Below are 15,828 nucleotides of genomic sequence, written 5' to 3' on the forward strand. Positions count from 1 at the left end.
TTTTTTTACGCAGCGATTGTTATAGTGTAACATTTGTGCTGGTAATAGATTGAGGTAGCGATGCAGCGCAATCATCAGCAGGACTCTGCCAGCCCGATACCGGTGCACGTGTTGACCGGCTTTCTCGGCAGCGGCAAGAGCAGCCTGATTCGCCATCTAGTGGCGAACAAGCCCGACGACGAGCGCTGGGCGATCGTGATCAATGAGTTTGGTCAGGTGGGCATTGACCAGGCGATGTTCGAGTCGCGCCGCGATGTGGTGGTCAAGGGGCTGCCGGGTGGCTGCCTATGCTGCCAACTGGCCTTCGTGCTGCAGGCGGCGCTGGTCAATCTGATTCGCCGTGAGCGTCCGGATCGCCTGATCATCGAGCCCTCCGGGCTGGGGCATCCCGCGGGGCTGCTGGACTTGCTGCGCGGCGAGGCCTTTCAGGGAGTGCTGGAGATCCGTGAGGTCATCGCACTGCTCGACCCGCGCCGTCTCGACGATCCGCGTAGCCGACAGCATGACACCTTTCGCGACCAGTTGCTGATGGCGGATGCGGTGGCGTTGACCATGATCGATCTGACCACCGCCGCCCAGCGCCGCAAGGCACGGCACTACGTTGACGCGATGTGGCCGCCCAAACGCTGGGTGGATGAAGCGCCCTACGGCCGCTTGTCGCCATCGCTGCTGCTGGGGGGGCCTGCTGCTTTCCATGACTCAGAGCTGGTGCAGGCTGGCGCGCATCGTCAACTGACGTCAGCTGTGATACTGGACGATTTCGTCTACCGCGAGCCCACGCCCGGCCAGCCGTGCGTCGAGACGGGAGAGTCGCTTGGCTATGCAAGTCTCGGCTGGCGCTGGCACCCTTCGGACAGGTTCTCGCTGGATGCCCTGACGCAGCTGCTGGATAGCCTCGACCGAGGGATGCGCATCAAGGGGGTGTGGCATACCGATAGCGGCTGGCAGCTATTCAACCGTAGCGGGGGGCGCAGTGAGCTGTCGCCCAGCGCCTGGCGGCGTGATTCGCGACTCGAGCTGATTGGCGAGGCAGGCACGTTGCCGGACTCCCAGGCGCTGGGCCAGCGCCTGGTCGAGTGCCAGTTGGCAGCCGTGTCAGGGGACTGAGTGGCTCAGGCGCCAGGCAGCGGGAACTCCAGCAGTTGCGGCGGGCGCTCGGCCTCGATACGTACTTCCCAGCCGCGCTGCGGCTGCCAGTCGCCGAGGACCAGGCGGCGCGCCGGCTGGCCGTCGACCTCTAGCACGTGCACGGCGGGGCGGTGGGTGTGACCGTGGATCAGGGTAGCGACATCGTGCTCGATCATCGCTCTGTCGACCTCTTCCGGCGTCACGTCCATGATCTCCTCGGCCTTGTTGGAGTTGGCCTCACCGGATTGCTGTCGCAGGCTCTTGGCCAGCTCGAGTCGCGCCTCCAGCGGCATTGCCAGCACCTGCGCCTGCCACTGCGGATCGCGGGCCTGAGCGCGGAAGGCCATATAGGCCTTGTCACCGGTACACAGGCTGTCGCCGTGCATCAGCAACACTGGCTTGCCGCCCAGCTCGACCTGGTATGCGTCGGGCAGCAGGGTGGCTCCGCAGGCATCGGCAAAGCGGCTACCGAGCAGGAAGTCGCGATTGCCGTGCATCAGGTAGAGCCGAGTGCCGCCGTCGGTCAGCGCCTTGAGCCCCTCGACTACCTGGGTGGCCAGGGGGGCTATCTCGGGAGTGTCGAGGATGTCGTCGCCGATCCACGCATCGAAGAGGTCGCCGAGAATGTAGAGGGCATCGGCCTGGCTGGCGCTATTCGTCAGGTAGGCGAGAAAGCCCTCGGTGATCTCGGGGGCGCTGGGGTGCAGGTGCAGGTCGGCTATCAGCAGGGTGCTCATGGCATGGCTCCGCGGGCATAGGCGAAATAAAACGCCCGCGCGGTGGCGGGCGCTTCACTCGAATATCGGGCTCAGGCGTCCTTCAGGTAGGCGCGCTGAATGACCACGTCTTCAGTGGGGACATCGGCATGCATGCCGCGGCGGGTGGTCGGTACTTCCTTGATGCGTTCGACCACTTCCATGCCTTCGACGACTTCGCCGAACACGCAGTAGCCCCAGCCCTGAATGGATTTGCCGCTGTGGTTGAGGAAGTCGTTGTCGGCGATGTTGATGAAGAACTGTGCGGAGGCGGAGTGTGGATCCTGGGTGCGCGCCATGGCCAGGGTCCCGGTGAGGTTCTTGAGGCCGTTGTCCGCCTCGTTCTCGATCGGATCGCGAGTCGGCTTCTGATTGAAATCGGTGTCGAATCCGCCGCCCTGGACCATGAAACCATCGATGACGCGATGGAACAGGGTGCCGTCGTAATGGCCGTCGGTGACGTACTGTTCGAAGTTGGCGACGGTCTTGGGGGCCTTGTCGTGCTCGAGGCGGACAACGATGTCACCGAAATTGGTCTGCAGAACGATCATGTGAGCTTCCTGAGAGTCTGTAAGGGTGCGCCTTGGCGTAGCGCGTCTGCGTCACGCTATAATAGCCGTTTTGCATCGACACGCGAAGCCACAAGGAGAGGGTAGTTACCCGCCTTGGGGTGAGGCGGTCGCCTTCGCGCCAACCAGAGGTTTGCTCCTACACCATGACCACCGATACTACTAGCGCGCCGAATTTCATTCGTCACCAGATTCGCGACGAGATCGAGGGCGGTCGTGACGACAAGATCGTCACCCGCTTTCCGCCAGAGCCCAATGGCTTTCTGCATATTGGGCACGCCAAGTCGATCTGTCTGAATTTCGGGCTTGCCGAGCAGTTTGGTGGTGACTGTCATCTGCGTTTCGACGACACCAACCCGGCCAAGGAGGAGCAGGCCTACATCGATGCCATCAAGGCCGATGTCGAGTGGCTGGGCTTTCAGTGGGCCGGTGAGGTGCGCTTCGCCTCGGACTACTTCGACCAGCTCTACGCCTGGGCGCAGCATTTGATCCGCGAGGGCAAGGCCTATGTCGACGATCTCTCGCCGGATCAGATCCGCGAGTACCGTGGAACCTTGACCGAGCCCGGCAAGCCGAGTCCCTATCGCGAGCGGAGCGTGGAGGAGAATCTCGACCTGCTGGAGCGTATGCGCGATGGCGAATTCGACGAGGGCGCCAAGGTGCTGCGGGCCAAGATCGATATGGCGTCGCCAAATATCAACCTGCGCGACCCAATCCTCTACCGTATTCGCCACGCCCAGCACCATCAGACCGGCGACAAGTGGAAGATCTATCCCTCCTATGACTATACCCACGGTCAGTCGGATGCGCTGGAGGGGGTGACCCACTCGATCTGTACTCTGGAGTTCGAGGATCATCGACCTCTCTACGAGTGGTTTCTGGCCAATCTGCCGGTGCCCTGTGTGCCGCGTCAGATCGAGTTTGCGCGACTCAATCTCGCCTACACCCTGACTTCCAAGCGCAAGCTCAAACTGCTGGTCGATAAGCAGATCGTCGACGGCTGGGATGATCCCAGGATGCCGACCATCTCCGGCATGCGCCGGCGCGGCTATACCCCGGCCTCGATCCGCAAGTTCTGCGAGATGATCGGCGTGACCCGTGCCGACGGCGGCCTGGTGGATATTGCCATGCTGACCCACGCGATCCGCTCGGACCTCGAGGACAATGCGCGGCGGGCGATGGTGGTGCTCAAACCGCTCAAGGTAGTGCTGACCAATGTCCCTGAGGGGCATGAAGAGCTCTATGAGGTGCCTGGCCACCCGGCGCGTGACGACCTGGGCCTGCGCAAGGTGCCTTTTACCCGCGAGATCTTCATCGACCATGACGATTTCATGGAGGAGCCACCCAAGAAGTTCTTCCGTCTGGCGCCGGGCAAGGAAGTACGCCTGCGCAACAGCTACGTGATTCGCTGCGACGAGGTGATCAAGGACGCCGCCGGCGAGATCGAGGCGCTGCACTGTTCGGTGGACTTCGACACCCTTGGCAAGAATCCCGAAGGGCGCAAGGTCAAGGGTGTCATCCACTGGGTCAGCGCCGACCATGGCGTGCCAATGGAGGTGCGCCTCTACGACAACCTGTTCCTGGTCGAGCAGCCTGACAAGGACAAGGACGCCGATTTTCTCGAACATCTCAATCCCGAGTCGCTGATGGTGTGCCAGGCGATCGGTGAGCCGAGCCTGGCCGATGCCACCCCCGAAGCACGCTTTCAGTTCGAGCGGGTTGGCTATTTCTGCGCCGATCGCCACGCCTGCCGCGATGGCAAGCGGGTGTTCAACCGCACGGTTGGCTTGAAAGACACATGGGCCAAGGTTCAGAGGCAAGAGGCCCAGAAGCAGGCGCCAGGTCAGAAGAAGGGCTGATATGCAGATTTACAACACGCTGACGCGGCGCAAGGAAGCTTTTACTCCCATCGAGCCGGGACGTGTGCGCATGTACGTATGCGGCATGACCGTCTACGACTACTGCCATCTGGGCCACGCCCGGGTGATGGTGGCCTTCGATGTGATTACCCGCCACCTGCGCGCCCGCGGCTACGATGTCACCTACGTGCGCAACATCACCGACATCGACGACAAGATTCTCAAGCGTGCCGACGAGAATGGCGAGAGCATCAGCGCGCTCACCGAGCGCATGATCGCCGCCATGCATGAGGACGAGGCGCGGCTGTTCGTTGCGCGCCCGGATGCCGAGCCCCGCGCCACTGGGCATGTGGCCGAAATCATCGCCATGATCGAGACGCTGATCGACAAGGGTTACGCCTACGCCGCCGACAACGGCGACGTCTACTACCGAGTGCGCAAGTTCGAGGGCTACGGCAAGCTGAATAACCGTGACCTGGATGAGATGCGCTCCGGTGCCCGGGTCGACGTCGATGAGCACAAGGAGGACCCGCTCGACTTCGTGCTGTGGAAGGCGGCCAAGATGGGCGAGGCGAGCTGGCCCTCGCCCTGGGGCGAGGGGCGCCCCGGCTGGCACATCGAGTGCTCGGCGATGTCGACCTGCTGCCTGGGGGAGACTTTCGACATTCACGGCGGTGGGCCGGACCTGACCTTCCCCCACCACGAGAATGAGATCGCCCAATCCGAGGCGGCCACCGGCAAGCGCTACGTCAATACCTGGATGCATGCCGGGGCGGTGCGGGTGAATCAGGAGAAGATGTCCAAATCACTGGGTAACTTCTTCACCATCCGCGACGTCCTCGAGCACCACGACGCTGAGGTGGTGCGCTACCTGCTGGTGGCCAGCCACTACCGCAGCCCGATCAACTACGCGCCGGACTCGCTGTCTGAAGCGCGCAAGTCGCTGGAACGCTTCTATACCGCCCTCGACGGATTGGCGCTGGAAGGGGTGCAAGAGGCCGACAGTGAGGCGCTGGTCGAGGCTCAGCGCGCCTTCAACGCCGCCATGGATGACGACTTCAATACCCCGGTGGCGCTGGCTGCGCTGTTCGACCTGGTGCGTGAGCTGAATCGGGCCAGGAAGGAGGCACCCGAGTCGGCCCCCGGGTTGGCGGTGGGGCTCAAGCGACTGGCCGGCGTGCTTGGCCTGCTGCAGCAGGACCCGGCGCGCTTTCTCAAGGGCGGCGATACCGCGCTGCCGCTGCCTGTCGACGATATCGAGGCGCGTATCGAGGCGCGTGCCGCGGCCAAGCAGGCCAAGGACTTCGCCACCGCCGATCGCATTCGCGATGAGCTGGCGGCGTTGGGGATCGAACTCAAGGACTCCCGTGAGGGTACGACCTGGGTATTGGCCAGCGCCGACGACCCTGCATAGCGCTTCACGCGAGATGTCAACGGACGCCCGATCCACCCTGAGTGGATCGGGCGTCTAGGTTTCTGAGTGAGCAATATATTGCTCAAAATGGCGCTGATCAGTAATTATTGAGTGATATACTGCTCAAATCATGGGTTATCTGCTATATTTTGAGCGCTATATTGCTCATTGAGGGCGTCATGCATCTGACACTTCAGCTCTATCTGAATCAGCACTGGCAAGATGTTGCCGAACTCGAACTGCCGGAGCCCGAGCGGGGTATTCGTGGTCGGGCAGGCCTGCGCTATCGGCAGGAATATGCACTCGACTGGATGTTTCGAGACGACGAGCATGCCTGCAGTTTGAATCTGCCCGTAGAACTGATGATGACGCATCGTGGTAAGAGCTGGTTCGGCTTCCTGGAAGATATCATGCCCGCGGGTGCCAGCCGGCGATACTGGGTCGAGCAACTGGGACTGCAGGCGCTACCTGTCGGTGAGCAGGACAGCCGACTGCTTGCCCAGGGCACCATCGCGCCGGTCGGCAATCTGCGTATCAAGGAGGCCGTGCCGACCCTGCCTGGCGGCTCAGGCTTACGTGAACGGCGCTTCGCGCTGGCCAGCGTGGTCGAGAGGGATACCGACTTTCTCGAGTACGCCCAGCAGATGGGCGCCGCTTCAGGCGGTGCCACGGGCGCCGGCGGAGAGGCGCCTAAACTGCTGTTGAGGCGGAGCGCGGATGATGAGGTATGGATCGACACCTGGCAGGACGATCCGCATCAGCGTGATGAGTACTTGCTGGTGAAGTTTCCACGCGGTCGGCGCAGTCAGGATGACTGCGATATCCTGCGCGCGGAGTATCACTACTATCAGGAGCTAGCGGCGCTGGGGGTCGATACCATCGCCACCGCTGGCATGCGGTTGATCGAGGGAGAGCGCTATCCGTCCCTGTGGCTGCCACGCTTCGATACCGAATGGCGCGGGGACCGGCTGGTGCGCCACGGCCTGGAATCCGTCTACTCCCTGTTCGAGACGTCCGCCGGCAGCCATCTGAATCATTTCCAGGTGATTCGCCGCCTGGTGTCGCGCCTGGAAGATCAGTTTCGTGTGGTTGAGCTGAACGAGCACTTCGATCGGGAGGCGTTCGTGATCGAGTGGGTGAAGCGCGATCTGATCAATGTGGCGTTCGGTAATTCAGACAACCACGGTCGCAATACCGCCCTTATCAAGCGGCCAGAGGGGATCTGGCTGGCGCCGATGTTCGATGTCGCGCCAATGAAGGCGGATCCAGAGGGCATAACGCGCACTACTCGCTGGGGGGCACCCTTCGAGGAGGGCGGCGAGTACGATTGGTCCGCGATCGCCGCTGCGCTGGACGATCTGATCCCCGCTGAGCGCCTGATGAGCGCGCTGCGCCAGCTGGCCGCCGAGCTGATGGGGTTGGAGGAGCGGCTACGTCAACGCGGCGTGCCTGAGCGGATTCTCAGCATGCCGGCGGTGGGGCTGGCGTCACTCGACGAGCGCTTGGTGCGCTGGGGGCTGCAATGAGAGCGGGGCAAAAGGACCGTGAAGGGCAGCTGCTGGCGGCGCTGCGCTGCCTGCTTGCCGGCGAGATAAGTGAAGGGCAGCTGCTGCGCAAGCTGCGTCGTGAGGTGCTGGGCCTGTCGCAGCAGGAGTACGCCAGCCTGGTGGGCGTAAGCCGCCGCACCCTCTCCGACATGGAGGGTGACAGAGGCAATGTGTCACTGGCGGTGATGAATCGCGTCTTCCGCCCCCTCGGCCTGCGGGTGGGACTGCTACCGCGGCAAACGGCGCTGCTGCATGAGGCGCTGGAGGCTGCGCAGGCGTCGCCACGCGATGCATGACACGATAGCGCCCAGCCCGCTGTCGTGTGGGGCGCGGTTTGACAGCATCTCCATCTATTCACTAGCCTATTTATCATGATAAATAGGCTGGCGCTTCGTAGCCAGCTCCCACCAGGACGACAACATGAGTCTCACCTACCAACAGGCCGGCGAGCTAACCTGGCAGTGGCTGGAGCAGATCGCCCAGGTCAGCGAGACCGATGATCCGGACTGCAATGGCGTCACCCGGCTGTGCGCCACCCGCGAGCACCGCGAGGCGCTGGAGATGCTGAGCGGCTGGATGGGGGACGCCGGTATGACGGTGCGCAGCGACAACGGCGCCAACCTGATCGGCCGCTATGCCAGTGCCAACCCCGACGCTCGCACACTGCTCCTCGGCTCCCACCAGGACAGCGTGCCCCATGGTGGTAAATACGACGGCATCATGGGCGTTCTGCTGCCCCTGGCGTTGGTCCACTACCTCGATCATCACGCCATTGCGCTGCCGTTTCACCTCGATGTGGTGGCTTTTAGTGACGAGGAGGGTACCCGTTTCGGCTCGACGCTGCTTGGCTCCAAGGTGCTGGCCGGTGGCTTTGAGCCGGCCATGCTCGACGCCCAGGACGACCAGGGGGTGACCCTACGCCAGGCGCTGATCGACTTCGGCTGTGACCCGGAGCGTATCGCCAACGACCGCTATCCGCCGGGCGACGTACTGGGGTTCGTCGAGGTGCATATCGAGCAGGGCCCGCAGCTCGAGGCCGAGGGGCTGCCGATCGGCGTGGTCAGCGCGATCACCGGCATCGAGCGTCATAAGTTGAGCCTGCACGGTCAGGCGGGTCATGCCGGCACGGTGCCGATGCATCTGCGCCAGGATGCGCTGGTGGGCGCCGCCCGGGTGATCGGCCTAGTCGATGAGCTGTGCAAGGAGACGGATGAGCTGGTCGGCGTGGTGGGCAAGATCGGCAATTCACCCAACGGCGTCAATGTGATTCCGCAGCGCACCGATCTCACCATCGAGCTGCGTTCCCCCGACGATGCCACGCGGCTGGCTGCCCGCGAGACCCTGCTGGCGCGCATCGATGCCACGCTCGCTGGGCTCGATCTGCGCCTCGACCAGCAGCTGATCTATGAACAGGCCGCAGTGCAGTGCTCTGCCACTCTGGTGCGGCGCCTCGAGGCGGCGGTGGCGGCCAGTGGCGTGACTACCCGCACCCTGTTCAGCGGCGCTGGCCACGATGGCCTGGCGATGCAGGCGCTGTGCGATATCGGCATGCTGTTCCTGCGCTGCGAGCGGGGCATCAGCCACCACCCCGATGAAGCCATCCAGCCCAGTGACCTCGGCGTGGCGCTGGAGGTACTGGCGCGCTTCGTGACCGACCTGGCCGAGGATGAGTGTCGATCGCCCGGCGCTCAGGGCGCTTCCACATAAGCGGTGGTGTTGCCCCGCGTGACTAGCCGCAGGAGAGCCGAGTGCATGGCGGCAGCGGAATGCGCCGCGGCCAGTCGTCGGCGACGACAAACAGCCGCCGCCAGCCAGCGGCGCCGTGCAGCATCACCGGCAGCGGCGCGGAGCCCGCCGCAAAGTGCTCGCGGATATGGCTATCCAGCTCGGTCAGCGGCAGCAGTTGATCGAAGGCGGGCGGCGCTAGCCAGTGGGGCTTGCTGAGCCAGGCGCCGCGGGTGTTGGCATCGAGCCGCTGCCGGAAGGCGGCCCACGCAGAGGCCGGCAGCCACTGGCCGCGCAGATGGGCGCTGGTTGCCTCGCGGGGGGCGGCGACGGCAGAGGCATCGGCTGCCTGTGAAGAGTTCAGGGGGTAGAAGAGCGCGCCGGGAATCGCCAGGCGCTGTTCGATACCGACTGCCAGGGCGAGCTCGACCAGATCCGCTGAGCCGAGCAGTTGAGCGAGGGTTTCGGCATCGCTGATGCGGTTGAGCAGCGGCAGCTGGTGGTCATGCAGGTGCTGTCGCTTGACCGCCAGGCTGTCGACGCAGCCGGGACCGATCCAGCGCGCCTGGCTATCGGCGCCGCCGGGGCCTTCCAGCAGGCCAAGGTAGAACTTGATGGCCACCTCGAGATGCACTAAACGCCCGTCATCGCGACGCTGGTAGATCAGGTCGAGCTCGCCCAGGGTGCGCTTGTCGCGTTCGATGCGGCAGTTGTGGGCGATCAGGCGGGTGCCCGGGGCAGTCGCCAGCAGGTGCTGCCAGAGCCGCTCATGGTAGTGGCCGAGGCGGCCGCCGACGCTATTGCCAATGCGTTGCTCCAGCGCTTGGGGAGCGTGCTGCTGGGCGTCGAGATACGCCGTGAGGGCTGCGTCGGAAAGGCCGAGCTCCTCCTGCGACGGCCGCCCGGGCCATGGCATTGCCAGCAGGTCGGGGGCGGTGATCAGCCAAGCCAGGTCGCGTACCAGGGGGTGGGTGTAGCGTGCGATAAGGCGTTGATCATCCGTCTGGCACATGCGGCTAGCTTCCTTAATACTGAGCCCACACCTATTTGACACCGGAGCGGTTGCAATGAACAGGACCTTGACGTGGATGAGTGCCGTACTGGCCGGCGGCTTGCTGAGCCTGGGCAGCGCCCAGGCCGACGATCCCGTGGTGGTGTCGTCGAAGATCGATACCGAAGGCTCCGTGCTTGGCCAGTTGATCCTGCTCAGTCTGGAGCGGGCCGGCATCGAGGTCGAGGATCGCACCCAGCTGGGTGGCACCAGCATCGTACGCGAGGCGATCATCGCTGGCGAGATCGACATCTATCCCGAGTATACCGGTAACGGGGCCTTCTTCTTCGACATGGCCGACAGCGACCTGTGGCGGGATGCGGAGGCGGCCCATGGCGAAGTGGCGGCGCTGGACCTGGATCGCAACGGCCTGGTATGGCTGACACCCGCCAATGCCAACAATACCTGGGCGATGAGCGTACGCGGCGATGTGGCCCGCGAGCACGGCCTCGAGACCCTCGAGGACCTGGCCGACTACCTGGCCGACGGCGGTGAGTTCATCTTTGCCGCCAGCGCCGAGTTCGTCGAGTCCGAGGCGGCGCTGCCGGCCTTCCAGGAGGCCTACGGCTTCGAGCTGAGTTCCGACCAGCTGGTGGTGCTGTCGGGGGGCAACACCGCTGCCACCCTGCGTGCCGCCGCGCTGCAGACCAACGGCGTCAATGCCGCCATGGCCTACGGGACCGATGGCGGGCTCAATGCGCTGGATATCAAGGTGCTCGAGGATACCTTGGCGGTTCAGCCGGTCTATCAGCCGGCGCCGCTTATCCGCCAGGAGGTGCTCGAGGTTTACCCGCAGATCGAGTCGCTGCTGACACCGCTCTTCGAGGCCCTCGACCTGGAGACCCTGCAGCGCCTCAACGGTGACGTGGCGGTCGAAGGCGCCGATCCACGCCAGGTCGCCAGTGAGTTTCTCGACGGTCTCTGAGCGACGTGGGTAATGTAAACACGGCACCGCCAGCCACGGCACCCAATCCGGTGCTGCTGGTGCTCATGGTACTGGCCGCGACGGTAGCGCTCGGCTTGCCACTGGTCAGTGTGCAGCCCAACCGCATCATGCCCGGTGAAGGCCTGACGCTGTGGTCGCTGGGCGGGCCGCTGGCGCTGGCCGCGGTGCTGCTCCTCCTCGCCGCCCTGGCTTGGCTGGCGTGGCGACCCACACGGCGTGCATTGACGCTGTCCCTGGTGCTGGTGGGCCTGTGTCTGGCGCTGCTGCCGTGGGCGCTGGTGGCGGTGGCCGCCGAGCAGCTCGAGCCTGGCATGACCTCGGCTCGGATAGGGCTGGGCGCCGGCTGGTGGGCACTGCTGTTCGTGCTGCTGCTGGCGCTGCTGGAGTTGCTCAACCGCCTGGCGCTGGCGCCGCTGCTGCGCTGGGGGCTGACGCTGGCCCTGGCCTTGTCGCTATTCGCCGCCTTGATGAGTGGCGGGCTCGACAGCCTGGCGCTGATGCGCGAGTACCACGGCCGCAGTGCGGCCTTCCATGCCGCGCTACGTTATCACCTGCTGCTGGTGGCCGCGGTGGTGGGCGTCAGTCTGCTGCTGGCGGCGACGCTGGCGCTGGCCATGCGCCGCTGGTCGGGGTTGCGGCGGGGGACCTTCAGCGTCCTCAGCGTGCTGCAGACGATTCCCAGCCTGGCGCTGTTCGGGCTGCTGTTGGCGCCGCTGGCTTATCTCGCCGCACGCTTTACCTGGCTGGGGGACCTGGGGATTCGCGGCATCGGCTGGGCGCCGGCGTTTATCGCCCTGGTCGCCTATAGCCTGCTGCCGATGACCCGCAACGCCTACGTGGCCCTCGATGAGGTGGCCTCCGAGGTCACCGATGCCGCCCGCGGCATGGGCATGAGCCCTGGGCAGGTATTCTGGCAGGTGAGACTGCCGCTGGCGCTGCCGGTGATGCTGGAGGGGATTCGCATCACCGCGGTTCAGGCCATCGGCCTGGCCGCCGTGGCAGCGCTGATCGGCGCCGGCGGGCTGGGGACCTTTATCTTCCAGGGCCTGGGACAGGCGGCGATGGATCTGGTGCTGCTGGGGGCCTTGCCGATCATTCTTATCGCGCTGCTGGTGGATGGGCTATTCAGTGCCCTGGCCGAGCAGCTGCGCCGCGCTCAAGGAAGGGGAGACGCCCATGGCTGATCGGGACGCAAGCGCGCCGATCATCATCGAACTCGATGCGGTCACCAAGCGCTTCGGCGATGCCACTGCGGTGGACGCCATCACGCTGGCCATTCCCCGCGGTGAGCTCTGTGTGCTGGTGGGGACCTCCGGCTGCGGCAAGTCGACCACCCTGCGCATGATCAATCGCCTGATCGAGCACAGTGCCGGGCAGATTCGCATCGACGGCCAGCAGATTCGCGAGGTCGACGAGCAGCGTCTGCGCCGCCGGATCGGCTACGCCATCCAGAGTACCGGGCTCTTTCCCCACTGGACGGTGGCACGCAATATCGGTCTGGTGCCACGACTGCTGCGCTGGCCGGCGGCGCGCATCGCCGCCAGGGTCAGCGAGCTGCTGGCACTGCTCGGGCTCGACGAGGGCGAGTTCGCAGGTAAATACCCCCACCAGCTCTCCGGCGGCCAGGCGCAGCGTGTCGGGGTGGCCCGCGCGCTGGCCGCGGACCCCGAGATCTTGCTGATGGACGAGCCCTTCGGCGCGCTGGATCCGATCACCCGCGAGAGTCTGCAGGATGAGCTGCTGCGCCTCCAGGCGCGGCTGCACAAGACCATCGTCTTCGTCACCCATGATATGGACGAGGCGCTCAAGATGGCCGATCGCATCGTGGTGATGGATGAAGGGCGCATCGTCCAGCAGGGCAGTGCCGCTGAACTACTGCGGGCGCCGGCCAATGCCTTTGTCGAGTCGCTGCTGGGTGGTCGCGATCGCGGCCTCAAGCACGCCGCCCTGACCCGGGTAGCCGAGCGCATGCGTCCGCTAACCGACGCCCAGCGCGGTGGTCAGGCGCTGGAGGCGCTGAGCGTTGCCGCCGACGACAGCCTGCGCCAGGCGCTGTCGTTGATGCTGTGGCACGGCGTCGATAGCCTGCTGGTCAACGATGCGGAAGGGCAGCTGGTCGGCAGCCTCTTGCTGCAGGACGCCGTGATTCAGCGGAATACCACGCCATGAGCGGGGTGCATCGCTTGAGGACGCCGCTGGCCTGGGCGCTGCTGCTGGTGACCTTGATGCTGCTGATGCCGCAGCTGGAGGGGGTGTTTCGGCTCATCGCCCCGGATAACCGCACCCTGATCTATCAGCGCGACAGCTTCGCCAGCCTGGTGGTCAACCATCTCATGCTGGTCGGGGTCGCCTCGCTGTGCGCCATTGTCGTGGGCATGGGCGCGGCGATCCTGGTCACCCGCCAATGGGGGCGTGACTTCCTGCCGCTGGTCGGTCAGCTGGCGTCGATCGGTCAGACCTTCCCGCCGGTGGCCGTGCTGGCGCTGGCGGTGCCGGTGCTCGGCTTCGGCAGCACGCCGACCATCGTCGCGCTGGTGCTCTACGGGCTGTTGCCGATCGTGCGCAATACCCTGGTCGGGATTCAGGGCATCAACCCGGGGGTGATGGAGTCGGCCCGCGGTATGGGCATGTCGGGGCGCCAGATTCTGTGGCAGGTGGAGCTGCCGCTGGCTCGGCCGGTGATCCTGGCCGGTATCCGCACCTCGGTCACCATCAATATCGCCACTGCGGCGATCGGCTCGACCATCGGCGCACGCACCCTGGGCGATCCCATCATAGCCGGCATCGTCAACGGCAATACGGCGTTTATTCTGCAAGGGGCGCTGCTTATCGCGCTGCTGGCGCTGTGCGTGGACAGCCTGTTCGAGCGGCTGCAGTTACGTTAACCCCCGCTATTGGCAACCCTTCATCATATGCCTCGACTGTCAGTTACTTGGCAAGAATGTCGGCAACAAAAGATGGGCTATTTATAAGATATATATGAATTAAATATTGCTAATTTTCTCTTTCCTAGTCGATGCGCCATTCAGGCGCATGGGGAATAGGTGGAGATAGTTCAATGGAAAATATATCAGTAAAGAAGATGGTGGCGATCCCCCTCTTGTTATTGCTTGGTATGATCGTGTTATTGGGCGGTATGGGTATGATGGCAGAGCGTGAAGCGGCTCAGGTGCTGACTGAAATCAACCAGATCAGCGCCCAGCAGGCGAGCGCTGCCAACCGGGCGGAAACCAACCTGATGGAAGTGCGTGTGCGGCTGGAAAGGATGGTACAGCATTACCGCAGCGATCGGCCCGAGAGGGCGCAGGTGGCGCTAGAGGAAGCGCTCCAAGCGCTCTCCAGGAGCGATGCGCGAATCGACTCGCTCGCCAATGTCACGCTGCCCGAAGGCTCCGAACGGCGAGTGTTGATCGACAACATAGTGGATGGATACCAGCATGTCGTTAGTGATGCGCTGCGCGGCGATCTCGACAGCGCCCGGTTCGACGCCATCGAGCGCCAACTTGACCCTATAAACCAGCGGTTTGTTGCCTTTAGCGAGGCAATTGACACCTTTAATCGTTATGCCCTTGAAAGAGGCAGCCGGGTACATGCCGATAGTGTCAGAGATGGACAGGTCTTATTGGCAACGGTAGCGGTACTAATAGTGGTTGCCGTCGGGCTTTATTTGGTCATGCAGCGCTTGCTTAATCGGTTGCTGGTCTCACCATTACAGCGTGCCGTACAAGTTTGTGAGAACATCGCCAAAGGCGACCTGACCAGCGACATAGATGCCAAAGGGCATAATGAGATGGGGCGCTTGTATGCTGCGATGGCTAATATGCAGGAGCGCCTCGAAGAGATGATCGGCACACTGCACCAGAGTAGCGAAGCGGTCGCCAGTAGTTCGCAGCAAATTGCCAGTGGTAGTCAGGACCTGGCATCGCGTACCGAGCAGCAGGCCGCGGCGCTACAGCAAACCGCGGCGAGCATGGACGAGATATCCTCCATCGTCCGCCAGAACGCCGAGACCGCGAGCCAGGCCGAACGGCTGACTCAGGAGGCCTCGCGCAAGGCCGAAAACGGCCAGCAAACGTCCCATCAGAACAGCCAACTGATGCATGGGTTGGAAGAGAGCTCGAAGCGTATCAATGAGATTATTCAGGTCATCGACTCGATCGCCTTTCAAACCAACATACTGGCCTTGAATGCGTCGGTCGAGGCGGCCCGGGCGGGTGAGCACGGCCGCGGGTTCGCGGTCGTCGCCAGCGAAGTCCGCTCGTTGGCGACCCGAACGTCTAACTCCTCGAAAGAGATCCGTCATATGATCGAGGACATCTCCCAACGTATCATCGAAGGCGCCAATCAGGCCCAGCAGAATGGCAAAAGCATGGATGACATCAATCAGGCGGTGATAAAGGTCAATGACATGATGCAGGCCCTGGCGCTGGCGGCTAAAGAGCAAGAAACCGGCATCGACCAGATCAGCACTGCGGTGACCGAGATGGACTCCGCGACCCAGGAAAACGTGTCACTGGTCGAGGAAACCAGCACGGCGTCCGCGTCGCTGCAGCATGAAGCCAGCTCCCTGGCCGAGCTTGTCGCCACGTTCCGGCTTGCCCGTGCCCAGCACAGCGCTCCTACACGGTCCAATGCGTCCGTGGCTCCGCGCTTGCAGCAGCCAGATGCAAGCGTAACGGGCGCCAAGCATGCGCCATCTCGTACTACTCCGGAGTGGGACACGTTCTAGGTTTTGTACGAAAAGTCGGCACGTAGGCAACGATCTATGCAAGCCAGGCATACCATGGCGCGAAAGCTGCGGGCCAGCTTGTCATAGCGCGTGGCGATTCGCCGT

The 15,828-nt window shown here is 63.8% G+C and carries 14 protein-coding genes and 1 pseudogene; 11 read left to right on the plus strand and 4 right to left on the minus strand.

Features of this window, described 5'->3' with window-relative positions; genetic code table 11:
* Positions 1–60: 60 nt before the first annotated feature.
* Positions 61–1,107, plus strand: coding sequence for a CobW family GTP-binding protein (locus IEI94_RS05205; protein ID WP_191166207.1), 1,047 nt, complete (start codon positions 61–63; stop codon positions 1,105–1,107).
* Positions 1,108–1,112: 5 nt separating this feature from the next.
* Here the strand turns inward: IEI94_RS05205 and IEI94_RS05210 are convergent, their stop codons facing one another.
* Both IEI94_RS05210 and IEI94_RS05215 read right to left on the minus strand, forming a co-directional pair.
* Complete coding sequence (locus IEI94_RS05210; RefSeq protein WP_191166209.1) at positions 1,113–1,865, minus strand: UDP-2,3-diacylglucosamine diphosphatase; 753 nt, start codon at positions 1,863–1,865, stop codon at positions 1,113–1,115.
* Positions 1,866–1,936: 71 nt separating this feature from the next.
* The gene (locus IEI94_RS05215; protein WP_191166211.1) at positions 1,937–2,434 is read right to left on the minus strand and encodes a peptidylprolyl isomerase; all 498 of its coding nucleotides are present in this window, start codon (positions 2,432–2,434) and stop codon (positions 1,937–1,939) included.
* Between the two features lie 164 nt (positions 2,435–2,598).
* Between IEI94_RS05215 and IEI94_RS05220 the strand changes: the two genes are divergently transcribed.
* From IEI94_RS05220 to IEI94_RS05240, 5 genes are all read left to right on the plus strand, one after another.
* Positions 2,599–4,311, plus strand: coding sequence for a glutamine--tRNA ligase/YqeY domain fusion protein (locus IEI94_RS05220; protein WP_191166213.1), 1,713 nt, complete (start codon positions 2,599–2,601; stop codon positions 4,309–4,311).
* A 1-nt stretch (position 4,312) separates the two neighbouring features.
* Complete coding sequence (cysS, locus tag IEI94_RS05225; RefSeq protein ID WP_191166215.1) at positions 4,313–5,725, plus strand: cysteine--tRNA ligase; 1,413 nt, start codon at positions 4,313–4,315, stop codon at positions 5,723–5,725.
* Between the two features lie 179 nt (positions 5,726–5,904).
* Positions 5,905–7,251: a type II toxin-antitoxin system HipA family toxin gene (locus IEI94_RS05230; protein ID WP_191166217.1), complete on the plus strand. Its 1,347-nt coding sequence runs from the start codon at positions 5,905–5,907 to the stop codon at positions 7,249–7,251.
* Positions 7,248–7,568: a helix-turn-helix transcriptional regulator gene (locus IEI94_RS05235; protein ID WP_191166219.1), complete on the plus strand. Its 321-nt coding sequence runs from the start codon at positions 7,248–7,250 to the stop codon at positions 7,566–7,568. The genes IEI94_RS05230 and IEI94_RS05235 overlap by 4 nt, the downstream gene beginning before the upstream one ends.
* A 124-nt stretch (positions 7,569–7,692) precedes the next feature.
* A complete protein-coding gene (locus tag IEI94_RS05240; RefSeq protein WP_191166221.1) occupies positions 7,693–8,979 on the plus strand; it encodes an allantoate amidohydrolase in 1,287 nt (428 codons plus the stop codon).
* A gap of 22 nt (positions 8,980–9,001) precedes the next feature.
* Here IEI94_RS05240 and IEI94_RS05245 read toward each other — a convergent pair whose 3' ends face one another.
* On the minus strand, positions 9,002–10,009 hold the full coding sequence (locus IEI94_RS05245) for a DUF1853 family protein (RefSeq protein ID WP_191166223.1): 1,008 nt from the start codon (positions 10,007–10,009) through the stop codon (positions 9,002–9,004).
* A gap of 76 nt (positions 10,010–10,085) precedes the next feature.
* Here IEI94_RS05245 and IEI94_RS05250 point away from each other — a divergent pair, with 76 nt between their 5' ends.
* The 5 genes from IEI94_RS05250 to IEI94_RS05270 all read left to right on the plus strand — a co-directional run bounded on the left by IEI94_RS05250 (position 10,086) and on the right by IEI94_RS05270 (position 15,723).
* Positions 10,086–10,973 (plus strand): ABC transporter substrate-binding protein, encoded by an 888-nt coding sequence (locus IEI94_RS05250; RefSeq protein WP_224749934.1) that lies wholly within the window; start codon positions 10,086–10,088, stop codon positions 10,971–10,973.
* A gap of 5 nt (positions 10,974–10,978) precedes the next feature.
* Complete coding sequence (locus tag IEI94_RS05255) at positions 10,979–12,178, plus strand: ABC transporter permease (RefSeq protein ID WP_318153359.1); 1,200 nt, start codon at positions 10,979–10,981, stop codon at positions 12,176–12,178.
* 22 nt (positions 12,179–12,200) lie between these two features.
* A complete protein-coding gene (locus IEI94_RS05260) occupies positions 12,201–13,163 on the plus strand; it encodes an ABC transporter ATP-binding protein (protein ID WP_191166273.1) in 963 nt (320 codons plus the stop codon).
* Positions 13,160–13,879, plus strand: a complete 720-nt coding sequence (locus IEI94_RS05265) for an ABC transporter permease (protein ID WP_224749936.1) — start codon at positions 13,160–13,162, stop codon at positions 13,877–13,879. Before IEI94_RS05260 ends, IEI94_RS05265 begins: the two co-directional genes overlap by 4 nt.
* Positions 13,880–14,052: 173 nt before the next feature.
* Positions 14,053–15,723, plus strand: coding sequence for a methyl-accepting chemotaxis protein (locus IEI94_RS05270; RefSeq protein WP_191166226.1), 1,671 nt, complete (start codon positions 14,053–14,055; stop codon positions 15,721–15,723).
* On the opposite strand, the pseudogene IEI94_RS05275 reads toward IEI94_RS05270, so the two are convergent.
* Positions 15,720–15,828 (minus strand): annotated as a pseudogene (locus IEI94_RS05275) (IS5/IS1182 family transposase); the annotation flags it as partial. The gene IEI94_RS05270 and the pseudogene IEI94_RS05275 sit on opposite strands and share 4 nt — an antisense overlap.

It is taken from the genome of Halomonas sp. ML-15, from assembly GCF_014779595.1.
Lineage (GTDB): Bacteria > Pseudomonadota > Gammaproteobacteria > Pseudomonadales > Halomonadaceae > Franzmannia.